Below are 20,149 nucleotides of genomic sequence, written 5' to 3' on the forward strand. Positions count from 1 at the left end.
ATTAATGAACCTGGTTGCTGGCAATAGCCGATATGTTTATTATAGCCTACTCTGGCAACTTATCTTTTTGCTAATTCTTCTTTTCCTGCTAACTGTTCCGGGACTACTGTACTTCCTGATTTGATGTGATTTTGCCAAGGATTCAGCTAGCTGAGAACTCATTGTCAGCCTGTCGCCTTACCCCCAAGTATCGTTGCTAATTGGTTGCCGTCAGGAACGCCCAAACCTGTGCAGGCATCCCACCCACGGGTTGCCGTATAGCCTGTGTTGCCCGTAGTTGTCTTGTTGTTGCCCAGCGTTATATCCCGAAACGCTTTCGGATTAGCATAGATGATGGGGTGAATGAAGCCAACAGATTTGGTCCGTTGCTGGTTGATCAGAGCGATCAAGCCAGCTATCAGCGGAGCCACAGCGCTCGTTCCGCCAATAACCAGGTCACTACCGTCCACCCGAACGGCATAACCAGTAGCAGGATCAGCTACGGCCGCGACATCGGGCACCCCACGACCAATGCGTTTTTTGTCGTTCACCGACGGTGGCACATGGCTCTTCTGCTGGTAATCGGGCAGGTCAAAGACATCGCTTATACCGCCCCCCGTAGCGCTGGTCTTGCTTTCATGCCACACCACTTCGGCCGAAATACTATTGCCAGAAGCAGTGAGTTTGGTACCCCCGCAAGCCAGCACGAACGGGCTCGATGCCGGGAAATCAACATGCGCTTTTCCGTCCCCAACGCCATCATCGGAACCGGTATCACCGGCAGCGGCACAAACCGTTATGCCCAGCGCAGCTGCTGCCTGAAAAGCCTGATTAAATGACGTGAGCGCCTGGGCCGTCCAGTTTTTCTCCGCCGACCCCCAGCTGATGGAGATGACCGATGGTTTGTATTTTGTATCGTGAATGGCCGTGGTGATGGCATCCAGAAATCCCTGGTCGGTATTGGGCGCAAAATAAACGACAATGGTAGCACCCGGCGCAACAGCTCCGGCGACCTCTATATCGAGCATTACCTCGCCATCAGCTCCATCGGCGGTGCTGGGAGCGTTAAGACCGCCATCAACCGAGACGGCCACAACGGTTGGTGGTTTTAATCCTAAACCAGCAAAATACGTTATGATGTCTGCCTTTCGAAAGCCACCGCCTAACTCAATAATGGCAATGCTTTGTCCTTTACCCGTTACACCCGCCGGGAAGTTATACAAGCTGGCTAGCTGAGGTGGAGTAAACGAAACACCACCTGCCCTGGGTGCAATATATCCGTCTTCTGGCTCATACACCTGGAAATGAGCCCGCGCCTGCGGACGATTGTCTAACCCAAAGACACCTTCGATAGCATCGACTAATTCGGCCGGTACATAAATCGAACCCGTCCGACCCCGAAATTCGGTGCCCTCTGAAGTACGAAAATTGTTTAACGACACGCCAAACGCCCGTTCCATCTGAGCTACCGTTCCCCGCAGCAACACACTCCTGCGAGCCGCACTCTGCTCAACCAGACTCAAATCGTAGGCAGCAGCGAACGCTTCTACCTGTTTGATTACCGCAGGGTCGGCTCCAAACTGACTGGCATAGGCACTCCGACTTACTACGTTTTCTACGGTATTACTCGTGCTGACCAAGGCTGACAAGGGCTGCTTCCGACGGATTCGAACCGTAATGGTCAGCACTTCGTTTCGGTCAGGCCTTGGCAGGGCAATAGCATCCGGAGCCGTTTTTTCGCTACCGGGTAACGGAACAAGCTGATCAAAAGCGCTCATACAATGTGTTGCTGAAACTAGTAAGTCGTTGGCAAAGTAGTTCAGTAACGAATCCAGTCCACACATATCGAATTAATTTTCGATTAATCCAACTGTGCAGTTCATATCTGTTTAGGGGATGACCTAGCCTGGTTCAATCGCCAAAGCGATTCAATGGCCGGGCAACGTAACTTTTCTTCTGGCATGTCGTCTAAATAAGCTTACTAACCTATGCCAGTTGCCCAGGCAGCTTCCGCCTGCCGGGCTTTTTTATTCTATCCTGTAGTTATTGGCTGATTCGTCATAAGAATCGTTCGAGTTGGCTTATCGTCCAAATACAGCCATTTAACATTATCACGGAATAATATTATTTATAATGAAAAAATAACTAAATCTCTTCGCCACCATTGTGGTGCACTTAATTCAATAGCTACCCAATAAGCATACGATCAGCAATTTGTATATACATATTAGTATACAAAATTATCTTTTTAGTATAAATTTATCCATATTATATAAGTGTATATACATTAAATAATAGCCTATTTACAGGTAACTAAGACGAATAACAGTTGCTATATCTAACTATACATTTATTGTATAGTTAGATACTTTACATGTACCTTTTCGGTCGCATATTTATATCTAATTAATCTACATTGATTTTTCATAAATCTATCAATTACGAATCTACTAAATCATAAATTTGATACTAAAAAGCTACGCAGATTAAAAAGAGATTAAAATTAAAACAAGATTAATTATTCATTATGTCACTTTTACAGATACAAATCTGTCAACAAAAAATACTTTTCTATTTACAAAGTCTAAGTTAAAATCTATTAAATACAACTTTATTTATAAATATGTACATTGAAGTCCTTTTACAAATCATACATACTCCTTCAGGCGATTGATCATATATGCCTGGTTACTCATCCCTGTGTTCACCCCTTTCCTACCAAAAACATTATTAAACGGAATTATTCGTAAATTTACTTCATCATATTATCGGTAAACACGATAAGCGTATCAGTTATCCACATCTATTAATCTTCCTGTGTCCACTATGTCAATGAGACAGACTATCGCCCCAGGTTCACATACTACATCAGTCTTGATCCGTAGTACTACCGTCCGAGTTTATTACACATATAACATGATCAAAACGTCGATTGCTGGTTTTTGTAAGCCAGTTCGTTCTTGACGTTTTGGGGATCATTGTCGTCACCTGAAAAGTAAATTATAGAAAAGCAGTTCTGTTTGTACAGAGCTATGGTAAAAAACTGTTTATACGCGCCCAATCAGCTGATTGGTCGGCGTGTTCTCATGCTGGTATTGTGTGATGTATTAACGCAGTATCAACGAAAATAAGTACCCGTATTACTCGATAGACAATACATTTTCCAATATAGCAAGGGCAATTTACGTCAGCTTGATGAGACCGGTTTGTCCATTCGCATCAAGTAAGCAACTAATTTATATACTCTTATTTCAATCACGTTTCACTATCACACTGAAGTATTTACATGAAAACTGCAATACCGAATATCAGGTTGTTTTTGTGCGGCTTTTGTCTAGCGGCTATTCTCTACAATTGTAAAACGAAAGACGTTGATTCACTGACGCCTTTCACGTACACGTTTACAGGATTTACAAATGCAAAACTGCCTGAGATTACGCCAACTGCGCCAGCCACTGTTTCGGTCACAGCCGCTTCGATAACCTCTTCGACCGCTGCAGGTGCCGTTAGTGCCGGCCTTTCCAGCCTGAGTGCTACGGGTACCGTGCCTGCCGCCGTACAACAGGCCGCTACCGACGTAAACAAAGCAATATCGTCCGCGTCCGCGTCTCAACTCTCGGCTAGTTTCACGCCCGAGGTCATTAAAACGCTGTCGACAACAGGGGCACTGTCAGCCGATCTGAAAGCCCAGTTAACGAGCCTGAGCAGTAATCCGGCTCTGAAAGCGTATCTACCAACCTTCACCTTACCGACCGTGAATGGTAAAGCCGTTGGCGCGCGCGTGGGAGCTGTTTCCAGTGACAACATTGTCGCTACTATCGTTACTACCGCCGGAGTTCAGGATGACGATGCCTGTAAGGCTGCTGCAAACGCAGCGTATAATACGGCACTGGCAAGTCTACAGGCAACCCAGACCAGCCAGTCAGCCGCTATAAACGCAACCTATGCCCAGGCACAGGCGAGCATAGCTGCGGAAACCGCTCCCTGTAAGGCCGGCCTCTCCGCTAAATACACGCCCTTACGTGCTGTGACTCAACAGACTTTCGACGCTGGAATGGCTAGTCTGGATGCCAATAAAGCTGTATTGGGCGATCTATACACACCGCTGCGACTACTCTATCTAGCAGCTTTGGTTAACGCCAATGACTTGTTTACGAAAGTACAGACAGCCGAAGAAACGGCCTGCGATGCTACAGGAGCCGCTAAACTGGTGAATGCCCAGGCAGCCCGGGATAAAGACTTAAGCACGATAAACAGCAACTTCAACACAGCCGTGGCCGCACTTAAGACAACGCTGGCCAATGCAACAAAAAGTTGCCACAACCAGGGCAATGGCGGTTGATATACCATTGCTTTCGCTTACAAGAAGTATTGTCGTATCTCATACTAAATCAGTACAATGAAATCTCATTTCCTCTTTTTATCGGCTGCTGCCCTCGTGGGTAGCCTGTTGGTCGGAGCATCAGACGCACAGGCACAGGTCAACCTGAAAAGTATCAGCGTCGGCGCCAGTTACTGGAAACCCTCACTCGACTACTGGAACAAAAACTCTATGCTGCTCGATTACAATGCCGGTAAAGGCGCTACATTCTCGGGTAGTGTCATGCCCTCCGCAGCTATCGAAGTGGGCCTGACCAAAGGGTTATCCCTGGGTGGCCGGGTTGGCTACTGGAAAAATGCCGTTTCGGGAGATGTTACCGTGGGGGGCACAACCCGCTCCGAGAAACTGACGCTCTCGATTATTCCGGTCTCGCTCGATCTGAAGTACACCTTTGCCAAAACAGCTCCCGTGCGTACAACAAATCAGGAATCAACCACTGACACAAAGGAGCCGTTCCTGATGCCTTACTTGGGAGTGAGCGTGGCCCGTTATTTTATCAACAACGATTTTTCGCGGCAGGTAGTGGGCAACACTGGCTCCGTCAACGAAAAGCAGTCGGGCAGCAACTACGGCGTGCAGGTGTTCGTGGGTGCCGAGAAGAAGCTGGTGAAGAAGCTGTATCTGGCGCTCGACGTCCGGTATCATGTGGGCAGCTACAACCAGGTTGTTAGAAGTGAGACAAGCAGCTCGACGCAGAAGGTGAGTCTCAGCGGCCTCGAAGCCGGGCTCTCACTGAAAGTTAAATTTAACTAAGCAGCAAAAAAGATTTTCGTCAGTACCGGCAATTATTTACCTGATACATGAATAACGTATATACCATACCGTTCGATCTTTCTGTCCTAATGAAGACCACCAAAAAGGTTTTCATGATGGGAGTGGTATTCAGCCTTGGGCTTCCGGGGTTGGGCTGGGCGCAGGTAAATATTTCCGGGAAGCGCGGTCTGATCTACATTCCCTCAGCGGAGGTAGTGGCCGATGGAACCCTGTCCTTCGGATACGGATTTAACCCTTCCAGTTACGCGTTCCGCTTTAACAGGAGAAATTCGGAGAGCATTTGTTTCGTCAATTTATCGGTGTTGCCCCGGCTGGAAGTGAACATCAATTTGCTGAACCCAAATGGCCCGATTCGTTTTGGCGATAAAGGCATAGGTGATCGACAGATCGATGTTAAATACGCTCTGTTGACGGAAAAGGCAAAACGGCCCTCAGTAGCCATTATTGTTTCGGCACCGTTTGGCATCGACAACTCGCTCATTACCAATGCACTGGTGGCGACCAAGCACATCGACTTGTCGAAGTCCATTACGGCCGCCGTTACGCTGGGTGTAGGGAGCCCGTACTCGCTGTATCGTGCAGGAGTTAAAAACGATCAGGATTCGGATATTTTCACGGGTTACACCCTCTCCGATAAGCGAGACAAACCCTACTATTACCTGGCCGGACCATTTGGAGGCATTAACCTGAATGTCAACAAGAAAGGCGGTTTGCTGGTCGAGTGGGATTCGCAGCATCTGAATGTGGGGGCTTATGCCCTACTGTTCAAGCACTGGACCGTACAAGCCGGTTTGCTCAACGGCGATCAGGTTACGGCGGCAACGTCTTACGCGCTACCCTTACTTCGTAAACCGAAACGATCATGAGGAGCGGGCTGAGACGTAGAAGACAATTCACCAGGCAGCAATACCAGCAACACACGTTATGGTTGCTTGGACTTCTGCTGGCGACCAGCCTGTGCGAGAGCATGGCGCAGTCGCGGAAAGGGCTGTCGAACATGGAAAACCTGATCGTTGATAGCGCGCAGCACCGGGTGTATTACGAGCAGCGGCTGTATCGCAACCCGCTCATTGGTTTGCTGGAAGTGGCCAAACCTATGGCCGTGAAGGGTATTCAGCTATTTGTGCCTCTCTACCAGGGGGTGCCCATCGCTCAGTATCGACTGGACACAACGGTAACCACCGCGATTCTGTCGCGGCCCGAACGACAGCGCTTCGCGAAAGAGCATCCGTTTAACAGCCGGGCCTATAAGTTCGATTTTCGGTTGCTGCCCGAATTCATTGCGCAGTTCGGCTACCGCGAACAAACCGTCGAAGCGAAAACGAATCTGTTGCTACAGAGCCAGTTGTACCTGAGCCGAGGATTAGTCCTGAACTGGGGGGTGTTGTTTCCCATTGCCAATCACCTGGACAACCAGGGGTTGAATATCCGGCCCGCGCCGACCTTTCTGAACCAGTTTCTGGCGCTGGATGGGGTTAATTTTATGAGCCTGTCAGCGGGGTTATTTTATTCGGATCAGTATGGTATCAATGTACAGTATCGCCATGCCGATCTGACCAAAAACTGGTCGTATGGCCTGGAATCAGGAATAACGGGCTTCTATTTCTTCCCGCAAAACGGGTTTTACTACGAGTCCATGAACAACGTGCTGATCCTGGCCGATGTAGCGTATCGACTGCCCCGGCATGATGTGACCATCAAAGTGTCGGGTGGGCAGTACCTGCACCAGGACCGGGGGATGAGACTGGATCTTATTCGGCAGTTAGGCAATGTAGAGATTGGTTTTTATGTCAGTAAGACAGTAAACGGGGGCACGGGCGGGTTCAATTTCGCCGTTCCCCTGGCGCCAGGACGAATTGTACAGAGCCAGCGGGTACGACTTCGGACAACGGAAGAATTTCGCTGGGAATATGCCTATAGCCGAGGCTACAACATTGCATCGCGCTACAAGGTCGGTTACCAGCTGGATGCTCTATTGCGGCAGTATCACAGTAGCTATTTAAAGAACCAACTGGACCGCTGATCAGTGATCCACTACTTCGTAAAGTAACCCAAATGACTAGTAATAACATGTATACCCGGATCGGGTGCTTGCTTATTGGCTTGGTAGCGTGCCTGTCTGGCTGTATTTCCAGCAAAGAGCTGGTACTGTACCAGAAAAGTGCCGCTAGCAGTGACTCAATCATAGCACTGGTTCCCAGCTACATTCCAACCATTAAGCCGGGTGACGTATTGTCGGTGCAGGTGAGCAGCCTCAGCCCCGAAGCAACAACGTTCTTTAATCCCTATGCGTCCATTACACTGGCCGAACGAGCAGGCTCCCCCCAAACGGTAACCCCAACGACACCCCTACCCTACACCCCCGGCTATGTCGTGAGCGAAGACGGAAAAATTGAACTGCCGCTAATGGGGCAGCTAACCGTGGTAGGCCTTACCAATAGCCAGGCGGCCGCCCAGATTAAAACGAAACTACTCGATTTTCTGAAGGAACCCACCGTCAACGTGCGAAACCTGAACTTTCAGATTGCGGTATCGGGCGAAGTGGCGCGGCCTTCTCTTTTCTCGATTCCCAACGAACGCATTTCTTTGCCCGCTGCGCTGGGACTGGCCGGAGACATAACCATCTACGGTCGCCGGGATAATGTTTTGATTATTCGGGAAGAGAACGGGAAACGAACGTTCAATCACATTGACTTGACCAGACGGGATGTATTCAACTCCCCTTATTACTACCTACATCCAAACGATGTCGTGTACGTAGAACCCGGTAAGGCCCGCATCACCAATGCCGACCGAACCTACCAGTTATTACCCATTGCGTTGAGTGCTCTATCCTTTATCGCCATCATTGTTACGCGCCTTTAATACCAGCTATCATGGTTACCAATACGAATTCATACACCCCCTACCAAGCATACGACGTTGAACCTCAGCCGAACCTGCGGGCTATGCTTATGCGCTATGCGCGCAACTGGCCCTGGTTTGTCTTATCACTGGTGCTGGCGCTGGGAGCAGCCTACGGGTACCTGCTGTATCAGCCACCGGGCTACAAAGTAAAAGCCAGCCTGCTGATCAAAGACGAGAAAAAAGGCATGGGGGGCGAAAGTATGCTGAAAGAACTCGACATCTTCACGCCCAGCAAGGTGGTAGAGAACGAGGTTGAAATCCTGAAATCCTACACCCTCATGGATCGGGTCGTAACGAGTTTGGGGCTGGATGTTCACTATTACACACCCACCCGAACAATCAAAAAAGAGATTTACGGCGACTCGCCCATTCGCCTGCTCGTGGAAAAACCCGTGGCGCAGCTACCTGATGAACCCCTGGAATTTACGTTCGTGGACGCTGGCTCTGTAAAGCTGAATGGTGTTTCCTACCCGGTTAACCAGAGCATCCAGACACCCTACGGCCAACTTCGCATCTTGACGCGTAAGCCGTTGACGAACAAGCTAGAACCCATTATCGCCACCATAGGAAATCATACAGAAACGGTAGAAGGTTATATGGAAAACCTGGCCGTTGAACCGACCACCAAGCAGGCCACGGTACTGATGATGACGCTGGATGAAGCTGTACCCGACAAAGGCGTTGCGATCCTGAATCAGATCATCAATGAGTACAATAAAGAAGCCGTTATCGACAAAAATAAAGAAGCGGGTAATACACTCAACTTTATCGAGAACCGTCTGGGGTTGATATCGGGTGAACTCTCGACCGTGGAGAAGGAAGTAGAACTCTACAAATCAACCCAGGGCATTACGGACCTGGGCGCGCAGGCCCAAACCTTCCTGAGCACCGTAAAAGACAACGATACCCAGTTGAACGAAGTCAATATTCGTCTGAGTGCGCTGGGCGATGTCGAGCGTTATCTGCAGCACCAGGACGGACAGAGTGGCCTGGCTCCCGCTACCCTAGGCCTGAGCGATCCCGTTTTAACAGGTCTCTTGATAAAAGTATCCGAACTGGAAGCCAAACGCGATGACGTGTCGCGTACCATGTCGCCTAATAACCCGCTGGTTCAATCACTCGACAGCCAGCTTAAAACGCTGAAGGCGAGCATCGATGAAAATGTGCAGACCATCCGGCAGCAACTCACCAGCAACCGGGGCCTGTTGGTCGCCAATAACAAGCGACTGGAGGGTATGATTCGGACCGTACCGGGTAAAGAGCGGGCGCTGCTCAACATTACCCGCCAGCAGGCCATCAAAAACGGTTTATATACCTACCTTCTACAGAAGCGCGAAGAAACAGCCCTCTCAGCAGCCTCTACCATTCCGGATAGCCGCATAGTCGATAGCGCCCGGGCCGGTAGTAAACCCGTAAAACCCGTAAAGATGACCATTTTTGCCATCTTCGGCTTGCTGGGGCTGTTAGCCCCTGTAGGCTTCCTGACAGCGAAAGATGCCCTGAATAATCGGGTTCTGCACCGAACCGATGTGGAAGAGGTAACGCAGGTGCCTATTCTGGGTGAGGTGGTTAAAAGCCGCCAAATCACGGTAGACAACATGGTGTTCAAGCCCCGGCTGCAATCTGTTATTGGCGAACAGATTCGTACCCTGCGCACCAACCTCCATTTCTTGCGGAGCGATCCGAATACACCCCAGGTAGTGTTGTTCACTTCCAGCATCAGTGGAGAAGGTAAATCATTTATGTCGCTCAACCTGGGGGCCAGCCTAGCCCTGGTGAACAATCGGACAGTTATTCTGGAAATGGACATGCGTAAGCCCAAGCTCCACAAGAGTCTACATATGGAGAATAACATGGGCTTGAGCAACTACCTGATTGGCGAAGCCACTATCGACGAACTCCTACAACCAGTAACCGGCTACGATAATTACTTCATTATCACGGCGGGACCACTGCCTCCCAATCCGGCAGAATTACTAAGCTCCCCCCGGCTCGGTAAGTTATTCGAAGAGTTGAAAGAGCAGTTTGATTACGTGCTGGTCGACTCACCGCCCGTTGGCCTGGTAACCGACTCCCAATTGATTGCTCCTCATGCCGATGCCACACTGTTTATGGTACGCCACGACCATACACCGAAAAACTCGATTAAAATGGTGGATGTGCTCTTTAAAGAACAACGCTTCCAGCGGCTTAGCATCGTACTGAACGGAGTCGGCGAAGGAGAATCGTACTACTACAATTACAACTATGGTGATTATTATGGCGGCACCGACAAGAAAAAATGGTTAAGCAACAAAAACGCCTAACCACAACGCGAATCGGACGGACGCTCTAGTCATGCCCGACACTAGGTAACAATCGAAGAATACACATTCCCTCCTCACTCCATAATCCACCCAATCAAAACAGTAACTTGTATGCTTAGTCTTGACACACACTACAAACCCCTGTACGTGTACACTGAGCCTCATACACGGCGCAGAGTAGACTACCACAACCTGGGAAAACGAGGCTTCGATATTTGCTTTTCCCTACTGATTACCCTATTCATACTATCCTGGCTAATTCCCGTACTGGGTATATTGATAAAACTAGATTCTCCGGGTCCCATTCTGTTCGTTCAGAAACGCACGGGCTACAAAGGAACCTGGTTCTATTGTCTGAAATTTAGAACCATGACCCATAACCCCAAAGCTCAATTCAAACAAGCGCAAAAACAAGACAATCGGGTGACGCGCCTTGGCCGATTTCTCCGCAAATCGAATCTAGACGAAATGCCTCAATTCATCAACGTTTTGGTAGGACAGATGAGTGTTATCGGACCCAGACCACATGCCGTTCAACATGATGCTCAATATTGGCGAGTACTACCAAAATACGGAAGCCGATACCGTACGAAACCAGGCATCACAGGCCTGGCCCAGGTTCGTGGCTGTCGGGGGGAAACAGACGAACTCATCAAGATGGAGCACCGGGTTCGATTTGATAGATTCTACAACCGGAAGAAATCTTTTTGGCTTGACATTAAGATTTGTTGGTGGACTTTAAGAGCAATGATTAAAGGTAATATAAATGCTTGGTAAGCAATAAAAGTATCATTAAAAATGTGATTAATAATATTAAAATACAAGCTAGTCTTTATACGAGTTAATAAACATATATTTAGCTAATTTGAGGAGTTCATAGAATTAAACAAACAAGAGTTAATGAATAGTAAAGTATTAATAGAATCTAATAATGTAAGGATAGCTAAAAACACTTTATTGTTGTATTTTAGAATGCTGTTCATGATGTTAGTTAACTTATATACAAGCCGTGTAGTATTAAATACGTTGGGAGTTGAGGATTTTGGGATATATAATGTTGTCGGGGGAATCATATCATCATTTGCATTCATAAACGGTGCTATGGCTTCTTCAACACAACGATATCTTACCTTTGAACTAGAAAAGGGTAACATCAAGAAAATGCGAGAGATATTTTCGGTTAGCCTAATTATCCATATTTCTATAGCCGCTTTAATATTTATAATAAGTGAAACTATAGGTATGTGGTTTCTTAAAACTCACATGACAATACCTATAGAGAGATTAAACGCTGCTTATTGGGTGTATCATTTCTCAATGCTAAGTCTAGTAATTATAATCGTAGGTGTTCCATACAATGCTGTTATAGTTTCTCATGAAAAAATGAAAGCTTTTGCATTTATTTCAATAATAGAAGCAGTGCTAAAGTTATGCATTGTATATATATTGCAAACTGTAGATTATGATAAATTAAAAATTTATTCAATTTTACATTTTCTGATTCAATTATTAACAAGACTAGCTTACATAAATTATTGTAAAAGCAATTTCCTGGAAACTCATTTTAAAATACAAATACAAAAAAGGAATATAGCTTTAGCAAAAGAAATGTCGGGATTTGCTGGATGGAATTTATTCGGAAATTTCGCTGCTATGACTTTTATACAAGGATTAAATATATTGCTAAATGTTTTTTTTGGACCAACGGTAAATGCAGCTAGGGGCATTGCGGTACAGGTTCAAGGTGTAGTTAGCCAGTTTTTCACTAATTTTCAAATGGCTATCAACCCACAAATAACAAAATCGTACGCATCTGGAAATGTCCATTATCTACACAGGCTGATTTATTCTAGTTCTAAATTTACTTTTTTTTTAATGTTGATATTGTGCTTACCAATATTTATTAAAACAAAATATGTACTCTCCCTTTGGCTGCAAATAATACCAGAATATGCTGATACCTTCTTAAGGATAATTTTAATTTCATCCGTAGTTGATGCAATCTCTAATCCAATAATAATATCAGTTATGGCAACAGGAAAAGTTAAATTATTCGAAATAACAATTGGTATAATTCTTTTATTCATCTTACCGGCTTCCTACCTTGCTTTAAAATTAGGAGCTCCTCCCTATTCCGTATTCATCATACATTTAGTGTTCTGCTGTATAGCTTACATTGCAAGGCTATTAATATTCAAAGTAACGATTACATTTGACTTAAAAGGATACTTCAATGAAGTAGTAAAAAGATGTTTCGTAGTATTAGTTTTGTCAATACTGGTACCTACTTATATTGCAAGTTGCCTTGCGGATAGCTTTTTGTCATTGATTATTATTTCTCTACTATCCACCCTTTCCACTATTTTTATCATATATATAGTGGGTTTAAATAGCGATGAAAGGCAAGTGGTAAATAATAAATTAAATTTATTTAAACTTAATTTAAAATCTTCATTCCAATGAAAATCGGCTTTTATTTGAAAAATAAAGGTTTTGCAAAAATTAATCTTGAAAATACTTTAGAAGGCAATCCAGGAATTGGTGGATCTGAATATGAAATATTATCTATATCATATTTGCTATCTAAGAGGAATAATAAAATAGAGGTATTATTGTTTGTTGATGAACAAGGCTGTTTTCCTGATTTAAATTACATTGTAGTAAATAATTTAGAAAACTGTTTACTACAATGTGAAAAAAAAAGTATAAGTTTTTTAGTAATAGATTATAAAACTCACAATAAATTATTGATGCATCAACATGCTAATAACATCAAATACATTATATGGGCACACAACTTTATAAAATTCAAAGATTTGAAATTTTTCGCAAATAATGATAGTATTATAAGAATAATACATGTAAGTAAAGAATCATATGATTTGTATAGAGATTATAAGTCTGTTTATAAATCTGTTTACATTAACAATGGCGTAAAAATGCATGAAATAGAATCTCATCCAATTGATAATATTCTAGAGAAAGAAGACTTCACTGTAGTTTATTTAGGTAGTCTCGTACCCACAAAAGGATTCCATCTATTAGCAAAGGCTTGGAAAGAAATTCTCAAACAGGTCCCAAAAGCTAAACTCTATGTGATTGGAAGCGGAAAACTGTATGACAGAAATTTAAAGCTAGGAAAGTACGGTATTGCTGAAAGTGAGTATGAAACAAAATTTATTAAATATATTTTAGATGATACTAACAAAATTTTACCATCTATATATTTTTTGGGTACACTTGGTATTGAAAAAAATAATATATTAAAAAAGTGCAAAGTTGGTGTTCCAAATCCATCTGGATTAACGGAAACTTTCGGGATCAGTGCAATTGAAATGCAGCTAATGGGGTGCCAAATTGCAACAATAAGGTGCCCTGGATTTATAAGTACAGTTTATGACTCAAATGGTTTATATTCTAAACCTTCACACTTAGCAAAAACAATAATTAAACTGTTAAAGATAGAAATTGATAAGAAAAAATATTTAGATACATGTCACTATATTAAAAAAAACTTTTCATTTGAAAACGTTATAATTGAATGGGAAACTGAAATTGGAAGATGGCCTATGTTACCTGCAACCAACTTAGTTATAGAGAATAATTTTCGCTCAAAATACTTAAAGGAGAAATTAAGGAAACTAAAGCTCAAAAATAGCATTTGGAATTTTTTACCGCCGGTTGAATTCTATTGGAACTTAAAAACCAAGCTTAAAATCTAATTAGCAAAAAAGGTGGCTACAAAGAACATTGTATTTTCAATTAGTATAATAATACAGCTGAATTTTTTCAGTTTATCAATTTTCCCTTCAAGAGAATACGATGATTTTATAAAATTATGTCAATGGATAATTTTATTTTTAGGTGCATGGATTTATATAACTAGTAACAGAAGGAAAAATAATTATTTGCATAAAAATGAATCAAAAATTAATAAATTTTATCTACTGTTTGTAGTTGCCCTAGTAACAAACTTTATATTTTGTTCAATAAATAGGGAACAAAGTTTTTTAGTATCTTTGAAAACTTCTTTATTCATAAGCCAAATATTTTTTTATTATTTTATTACCATAATTGCTCCAAATCGCAAGTTTGTTGAAGACCTAATTATGTGGTTCGCATTGTTATTATATATTTTATTTATTGTACAGCTCATAATCTTTCCTTTTCAGATATTTAATTCTTTTTCAAATATAAATGAATCTAGTACGGATGACGTACGATGGACGTTTAATGGGCAAGGCTTTCTTTCACTAGGATTACTATTGTGCTTCAATAAATTTACTCAAGATTTCAAGTTTAAATATTTATTATATACTATAATTTTATCATCTTATTTTATTTTGCAAGGTTCACGTAGTATTCTAATAGCTATATCAATTTCGTTTTTATACATTCTATACAAAAGGAAATATTTACAGTTATCTTTAAAGAACTTTTTTATTTGGTTAGCAACGGGGTTAGCAATAGCCATGATCTTGAATATTCCTATAATTCAGGAAAGCTTAAACCATGCATATGAACGAAGTAGAGCCGATATAAAATTACAAAATGACTATGTCCGATTTTTTCAATTAAATTATTTTTTAAACAATCATTTTTTAAATAACCTGGAATATATATTCGGAAGCGGATTTCCAGGAGATTCTAATTATGGAAGGCATATGCATGATATTGCTGATGTAAATCTTCATGTGCAGCCTATAAATTGGGTTGACCTAGGTTTTTTAGGGTTGGCGTTTATTGCTGGAATCCCTTTATCTCTACTACTAATTTATTTATTAGTGAAGTATAGTATTTTATCTAAAAGTTTAAATGGAAACTTATATATTCAAGCTTGGTTCTTATATTTAACATTTTCTACAATATTCTATCCTACCTGTTTTATAGGTGGTAACATGGTGTTAGTAGCTATTTCCTTATACCTACTTTTGAATTTGAACAATGTCAACAAAATAAAGAATTTTCATGCAACTGTCCATTATAATACCAGTTTATAAAGTTGAAAAGTATATTGCTAGATGTTTAGAAAGTATCTATTGTCAAAATTTTCCAAAAGATTACTTTGAAGTAATTGTAGTGAATGATGGTACACCTGATAATAGTATTGGAATCGTAAGCAAGTTTTTAGATTTATATCCTAATATTGTTTTAATCAATCAATCAAATCAAGGCTTAAGTGCGGCAAGAAACACGGGATTAGATATAGCTATTGGTAAATATATTTGGTTCATTGATAGTGATGATTGGATTGTAAATAGGAGTTTACACAATGTATTTTCTATAATAGAAAAAGGTTACCCACTCATAGCAACTACTTTAATCTATTCTTACGATAATGCTGATTTTAATTTTCCAGAAAGAAGAATTGAAAATAGTAGTTTAATATATTTTTCTGAATATTTAACTAAATATTCAGTTGGCGCATCCCAAAGATACATAATAAACAAAGAACTCATCAATAAATTCAAACTTAGATTTTTAGATGGATTCTTACACGAAGATGCTCACTTTAATTTAAGATTATTATATTTTGCAAAAGAAGTTTTTTTATCAAAAGAACCAATTTATCATTATTATCGAGGCAATCAAGATTCAATAATGTCAACTTGGAAACTGAAAAATTCTGAGGATCTTTATAAAATATTTCTACTATTGACTAATTTTTGGAAAAATGAAACTCCAATAACCCTAAACATAAGTTTACGAGTTTTTACCTTTAAGGTTTTATTACTGGCAGTACCATTACGCAGGGAAGTTGAGTTTCAATTATTTTACAAGCGGATTAGGAATATACTAAGGATAGAAGCAGCCAAGCTTTTCTTTACTAAATCAATAAGTATAAGACAGAGACTTATGGTTGCTGTGTGCATCTTATCTCCTTACTACTTCAAAAGAATAACGAAGCTTTAGAATATGCAGAAGACTCTTATCTACCTTTATAAATTACAAAAGCATTTATTGCTACTATTATTTTCAAGATTTTGGTCATTGTACGCGCGTTTTCTTTTCTATTTAAATGGTGTAAAGCATGGGGATTGTTTACACGCTTTAGGCTCTTTTCGAGTCAATGTCGCTTTGAGTGGTAAATTTACTATAGGCGATAATTTTCACTTTAGGAGTTATTCTAAATATTCAGATACTGGTGATAACAGACCTTGTAAATTTTTAGTTGGCAAGAATAGTAATTTGAATATTGGAAATAACGTCGCAATAACGGCAGTAACAATAGTTTGTCATAATTATATTATAATTGGAGACAATGTAAAGATAGGTGGTGGTACCACAATTTTTGACACAAACTTTCATTCTACTGATTCATCTGTGCGAAAATCTGAAAGTGATTTAAAATTGGCTATTTTTTCTCCAATCGTCATAGAAGAGGATGTTTTTATTGGTACCTCATGTATTATATGTAAAGGTGTGATTATAGGAGCCCGATCCATTGTTGCTGCTGGTTCAATAGTCACACGATCAATTCCCAGAGATCAAGTTTGGGGTGGTAACCCTGCAAAATTCATAAAAGAAGTATAAATGAATGGAAAATTCAAAGATTTCAATTGTTACCCCTTCTTTCAATCAAGGACGATATATTGAAGAGACGATTTTATCAGTTTTAAGTCAAAATCACTCGAATATTGAGCACATAATTATTGATGGTGGATCTAGTGACAATACATTAACCATTTTGGCTAAATATGATCACATAAAGTGGATCTCAGAGCCTGACAGAGGCCAAAGTGATGCCTTAAACAAAGGGTTTAGAATGGCTACAGGTAGTTGGATATTATGGCTAAATAGTGATGACATCCTGATGCCTGGTTCGTTACAAAGTTATATTAATGTATTCTCAAAGAATGAAAATGCTAACATTATACATGGACATGTGATTTTTTTTAAAGACTTAACAAATGATATTTTCAGGAGGCAATATTTTTTGAATTTTAATAAATTTAGAACTTTTTTTCGCGTCATAACTCATCCCTCTTCAGGTACACTATTTAAGGCTGATCTGCTAAAAAATAATCCACTAAATGTCAAGTTCCACTATATGATGGACTCTGAGTGGTATATGAGATGCGCAGATTTTTTGAGTCTTGTTATTATAAATAAATTTACAGTAAGGTTTAGAATATCAGATAATAATAAGACTTCAGACCAAATACAAACGGGCAAACTTAACCCTCAACAAGAAAATGAAAATAAATGGTTATACAATATGTATGCTTTACCTGTATTACGCAAGTATCCTAATAGTCTCAAAGGTCAGATATTTATTTTGAAAAATAGATATTTAAAATGTCTTTATCGTTTGAGCAAACTACATTTCTATATATATGACTACGTCAAATATTAACCATAGGCGAAAAGTTCTTTTTATAACTCCATTACCACCTCCTTTTTATGGAAGTGCCTTATCTAGCAAAACATGTTTAGATGTGCTAAAGAATGATGCTAGATTTGATGTAATTAATATAAAGATTAACTACTCTAATAATTTACATGACCTAAATAAGTTTTCTTTAAAAAAAATATTTGGATTCTTCAATGTATTAAGAATGATATTTATTAATGCTAGTAAGTTTAAGCCAGATTTAGTTTATTTAATGCCAGCAACGTCTGGATTTGCATTCTGGCGCGATATATTTATTGCTCTAATCTTAAAGGTTTTTAATTTTAAAATAATCTTTCATTTAAGAACGAGACTTATTTATAAAGGCTTGATTGGATTTATTAAACTCAAGCTCTTCAAGTATGTTTTTTCATCTCAAAAGGTAATTTTATTAGGAGAAGAATTGATTGTTGATGTAGAAGATATTATTGACAGAGGCAATATTTTGATACTTACAAACGCAATTGAGCAAAAAGTTTCAGATAATGAATTTAGTTCTGTATTTGCTTCCAAACAACATTACACAAAGATTCTTAAACTTTTATTTTTGTCTAATATGATAAAAACTAAAGGATGGCCCAAAGCTTTACAGGCGGCAAAAATTTTGAAAGACTATGGTTTATATTTTGATTTTTATTTTGCTGGAAGTTGGGCTTCAAAAGAAGATGAGATCGAATTCTATCACATTGTTAACAGTCATGGCCTATCAGATAGAGTACATTTTCTTGGGCATGCCGATTCAGATCAAAAGAAAGAATTGTTTAATAAATGTGACATATTGATATTTCCTACAGAGTATAAGTTGGAAACGTTCGGTCGAGTAATTATTGAGGCAATGGAGTATGGAATACCTGTTATAGCTAACGGAATCGCGACAATACCATCAACAATTGAACATGGGGTAACAGGGTTAGTATTAAGAGACAACACACCTTCAGAGATAGCAGATTGTATTATTGAGTTAGCAAATCCAGCAAATAGGTCTTTAATCAGCTTGAATGCTAGAAACGCTTTTTTACAAAAATTTACAATTGATGTATTTAAAAACAAGTTTCTTGAAATAATGTACAGTTCATCTGTTAGCTAGTTATGTAATTGCTATGAAATTGAAAGTTTTGATCAACGCATACTCCTGCGGTCCCAATTTAGGTTCTGAGCCTGGTATGGCATGGAACTGGATTATTCACTTAAGTAAATACTGCGAATTGTTTATAATAACAGAAGGGCGATGGAGAGTTCAGATTGAAGAAGAGTTATTGAAATTTTCCGAAAAGGAAAATATTCACTTTTTTTATAATCCTGTTCCAGAAAAAGTCCGAGAGATGTCAAGTAGGCAAGGGGATTGGAGGTTTTACAGGTATTACAAGAATTGGCAATATAAAACTTATCTAATTGCTTTAGACATAATAAGTGCTAACAAGATTCAAGTTTTGCATCAATTAAATATGATTGGTTTTAGGGAGCCAGGATATTTATGGAAGATTGATAACCTTCCATTTGTGTGGGGACCAGTTGATGCGAAAATTGGCTTCCCAAGTGCCTATTTACAAGGCTCTGGCATAAAAAACCACTTGTTTTACCAGTTGAAAAATATTATAACTGAGTTGCAGTTGAGGTTTTCACATCGAGTAAAAAAAGCAGCAAGTAGGTCTTCTAGTTTGATAGCGGCATCGTCAAATTCTAAGACATCTATTGAGAGATTTTTGTTTGAAAAGTCTCCTTTGTTAAACGAGACCGGGTGCTACGTTCAAGACCGCCAAGTAATTGACAAACAAAAGAAGGAAAATTTTAATGTTTTATGGGTGGGTAAAATGGATTTCAGGAAGCAATTAGGGCTATGTATACGGTCAGTAGCAGCCACTGAAAATAGTAATATTAAGTTGCATATAGTTGGATCAGGAAACGACGAACATTATAAAAAGTTAGTAGCATCGCTAGGATTTGCTGATAGATGCTTTTGGTATGGATCAATAAAGTATAGTGAGGTACAGAGAAAGATGCAAGAGTCAGATTTGTTCTTTTTCACGAGTGTGGCTGAAGGGACTCCACATGTTGTATTAGAAGCAATTGGTAATAATTTACCGGTTCTATGTTTCGATACGTGTGGTCAGGGGGACTCCGTAAATGAAAAAGTTGGTGTCAAGGTTAAATTGACTACTACTAAACAATCAGTTGAAGATTTTGCTCAGGAACTTAACTACTTATATGCTCATAAGGATGTTTTACACACAATGGCTTTGAACTGTAGATCTCGTCAGCAAGAACTTTCATGGGATAACAAAGCTCAAAGAATGGTAGAGTTATATCATGAATCGATAGCGTCACAGAAACGCTAAAGTGAAGAATAGATTTATATTGATCAAGAAGCCATAAATATCGACGCTGTTTAAACCTTGTAAACAGCTTTGT

At 40.7% G+C, this 20,149-nt stretch carries 16 protein-coding genes; 15 read left to right on the forward strand and 1 reads right to left on the reverse strand.

The window, feature by feature from the left end; all coding sequences use genetic code 11:
* Positions 1 to 164: 164 nt before the first annotated feature.
* A complete protein-coding gene (locus tag ACYU87_RS09550) occupies positions 165 to 1,757 on the reverse strand; it encodes a S53 family peptidase (protein WP_461133837.1) in 1,593 nt (530 codons plus the stop codon).
* A gap of 1,508 nt (positions 1,758 to 3,265) precedes the next feature.
* Here ACYU87_RS09550 and ACYU87_RS09555 point away from each other — a divergent pair.
* The 15 genes from ACYU87_RS09555 (at position 3,266) to ACYU87_RS09625 (ending at position 20,076) form a co-directional block, all read left to right on the forward strand.
* Positions 3,266 to 4,321, forward strand: coding sequence for a hypothetical protein (locus ACYU87_RS09555; protein WP_461133838.1), 1,056 nt, complete (start codon positions 3,266 to 3,268; stop codon positions 4,319 to 4,321).
* A 57-nt stretch (positions 4,322 to 4,378) separates the two neighbouring features.
* Positions 4,379 to 5,113 carry a hypothetical protein gene (locus ACYU87_RS09560; RefSeq protein ID WP_461133839.1) on the forward strand — a complete coding sequence of 245 codons (735 nt, stop codon included), beginning with the start codon at positions 4,379 to 4,381 and terminating at the stop codon, positions 5,111 to 5,113.
* An 89-nt stretch (positions 5,114 to 5,202) separates the two neighbouring features.
* On the forward strand, positions 5,203 to 6,000 hold the full coding sequence (locus tag ACYU87_RS09565; protein WP_461133840.1) for a YjbH domain-containing protein: 798 nt from the start codon (positions 5,203 to 5,205) through the stop codon (positions 5,998 to 6,000).
* 62 nt (positions 6,001 to 6,062) lie between these two features.
* On the forward strand, positions 6,063 to 7,157 hold the full coding sequence (locus ACYU87_RS09570) for a YjbH domain-containing protein (RefSeq protein WP_461133841.1): 1,095 nt from the start codon (positions 6,063 to 6,065) through the stop codon (positions 7,155 to 7,157).
* 32 nt (positions 7,158 to 7,189) lie between these two features.
* Entirely contained in the window at positions 7,190 to 7,999 is an 810-nt protein-coding gene (locus tag ACYU87_RS09575; RefSeq protein WP_461133842.1) for a polysaccharide biosynthesis/export family protein, read from the forward strand.
* Between the two features lie 11 nt (positions 8,000 to 8,010).
* Complete coding sequence (locus ACYU87_RS09580) at positions 8,011 to 10,347, forward strand: GumC family protein (RefSeq protein ID WP_461133843.1); 2,337 nt, start codon at positions 8,011 to 8,013, stop codon at positions 10,345 to 10,347.
* A 111-nt stretch (positions 10,348 to 10,458) separates the two neighbouring features.
* A complete protein-coding gene (locus ACYU87_RS09585; RefSeq protein ID WP_461133844.1) occupies positions 10,459 to 11,124 on the forward strand; it encodes a sugar transferase in 666 nt (221 codons plus the stop codon).
* Positions 11,125 to 11,247: 123 nt separating this feature from the next.
* Positions 11,248 to 12,810, forward strand: coding sequence for a lipopolysaccharide biosynthesis protein (locus ACYU87_RS09590; protein ID WP_461133845.1), 1,563 nt, complete (start codon positions 11,248 to 11,250; stop codon positions 12,808 to 12,810).
* On the forward strand, positions 12,807 to 14,069 hold the full coding sequence (locus ACYU87_RS09595) for a glycosyltransferase family 4 protein (protein ID WP_461133846.1): 1,263 nt from the start codon (positions 12,807 to 12,809) through the stop codon (positions 14,067 to 14,069). The genes ACYU87_RS09590 and ACYU87_RS09595 overlap by 4 nt, the downstream gene beginning before the upstream one ends.
* 12 nt (positions 14,070 to 14,081) lie before the next feature.
* Complete coding sequence (locus tag ACYU87_RS09600) at positions 14,082 to 15,347, forward strand: O-antigen polymerase (protein WP_461133847.1); 1,266 nt, start codon at positions 14,082 to 14,084, stop codon at positions 15,345 to 15,347.
* Positions 15,316 to 16,260 carry a glycosyltransferase family 2 protein gene (locus ACYU87_RS09605; RefSeq protein WP_461133848.1) on the forward strand — a complete coding sequence of 315 codons (945 nt, stop codon included), beginning with the start codon at positions 15,316 to 15,318 and terminating at the stop codon, positions 16,258 to 16,260. Before ACYU87_RS09600 ends, ACYU87_RS09605 begins: the two co-directional genes overlap by 32 nt.
* Before the next feature lie 3 nt (positions 16,261 to 16,263).
* Positions 16,264 to 16,881 (forward strand): acyltransferase, encoded by a 618-nt coding sequence (locus ACYU87_RS09610; protein WP_461133849.1) that lies wholly within the window; start codon positions 16,264 to 16,266, stop codon positions 16,879 to 16,881.
* Between the two features lie 4 nt (positions 16,882 to 16,885).
* Positions 16,886 to 17,704, forward strand: a complete 819-nt coding sequence (locus tag ACYU87_RS09615; RefSeq protein WP_461133850.1) for a glycosyltransferase family 2 protein — start codon at positions 16,886 to 16,888, stop codon at positions 17,702 to 17,704.
* Positions 17,685 to 18,827: a glycosyltransferase family 4 protein gene (locus tag ACYU87_RS09620; RefSeq protein WP_461133851.1), complete on the forward strand. Its 1,143-nt coding sequence runs from the start codon at positions 17,685 to 17,687 to the stop codon at positions 18,825 to 18,827. The genes ACYU87_RS09615 and ACYU87_RS09620 overlap by 20 nt, the downstream gene beginning before the upstream one ends.
* A gap of 13 nt (positions 18,828 to 18,840) precedes the next feature.
* The gene (locus tag ACYU87_RS09625) at positions 18,841 to 20,076 is read left to right on the forward strand and encodes a glycosyltransferase family 4 protein (RefSeq protein WP_461133852.1); all 1,236 of its coding nucleotides are present in this window, start codon (positions 18,841 to 18,843) and stop codon (positions 20,074 to 20,076) included.
* Positions 20,077 to 20,149 lie beyond the last annotated feature (73 nt).

The sequence above is a fragment of the Spirosoma lituiforme genome (assembly GCF_054776635.1).

What these genes read in the sequence shown, in the direction of transcription:
- ACYU87_RS09550 (WP_461133837.1), bottom strand. Translation starts at nt 1,757, where the DNA reads ATGAGCGCTTTTGATCAGCTTGTTCCGTTACCCGGTAGCGAAAAAACG.
- ACYU87_RS09590 (WP_461133845.1), top strand. Translation starts at nt 11,248, where the DNA reads ATGAATAGTAAAGTATTAATAGAATCTAATAATGTAAGGATAGCTAAA.
- ACYU87_RS09575 (WP_461133842.1), top strand. Translation starts at nt 7,190, where the DNA reads ATGACTAGTAATAACATGTATACCCGGATCGGGTGCTTGCTTATTGGC.
- ACYU87_RS09625 (WP_461133852.1), top strand. Translation starts at nt 18,841, where the DNA reads ATGAAATTGAAAGTTTTGATCAACGCATACTCCTGCGGTCCCAATTTA.
- ACYU87_RS09595 (WP_461133846.1), top strand. Translation starts at nt 12,807, where the DNA reads ATGAAAATCGGCTTTTATTTGAAAAATAAAGGTTTTGCAAAAATTAAT.
- ACYU87_RS09555 (WP_461133838.1), top strand. Translation starts at nt 3,266, where the DNA reads ATGAAAACTGCAATACCGAATATCAGGTTGTTTTTGTGCGGCTTTTGT.
- ACYU87_RS09580 (WP_461133843.1), top strand. Translation starts at nt 8,011, where the DNA reads ATGGTTACCAATACGAATTCATACACCCCCTACCAAGCATACGACGTT.
- ACYU87_RS09560 (WP_461133839.1), top strand. Translation starts at nt 4,379, where the DNA reads ATGAAATCTCATTTCCTCTTTTTATCGGCTGCTGCCCTCGTGGGTAGC.
- ACYU87_RS09620 (WP_461133851.1), top strand. Translation starts at nt 17,685, where the DNA reads ATGACTACGTCAAATATTAACCATAGGCGAAAAGTTCTTTTTATAACT.
- ACYU87_RS09605 (WP_461133848.1), top strand. Translation starts at nt 15,316, where the DNA reads ATGCAACTGTCCATTATAATACCAGTTTATAAAGTTGAAAAGTATATT.
- ACYU87_RS09610 (WP_461133849.1), top strand. Translation starts at nt 16,264, where the DNA reads ATGCAGAAGACTCTTATCTACCTTTATAAATTACAAAAGCATTTATTG.
- ACYU87_RS09565 (WP_461133840.1), top strand. Translation starts at nt 5,203, where the DNA reads ATGAAGACCACCAAAAAGGTTTTCATGATGGGAGTGGTATTCAGCCTT.
- ACYU87_RS09585 (WP_461133844.1), top strand. Translation starts at nt 10,459, where the DNA reads ATGCTTAGTCTTGACACACACTACAAACCCCTGTACGTGTACACTGAG.
- ACYU87_RS09615 (WP_461133850.1), top strand. Translation starts at nt 16,886, where the DNA reads ATGGAAAATTCAAAGATTTCAATTGTTACCCCTTCTTTCAATCAAGGA.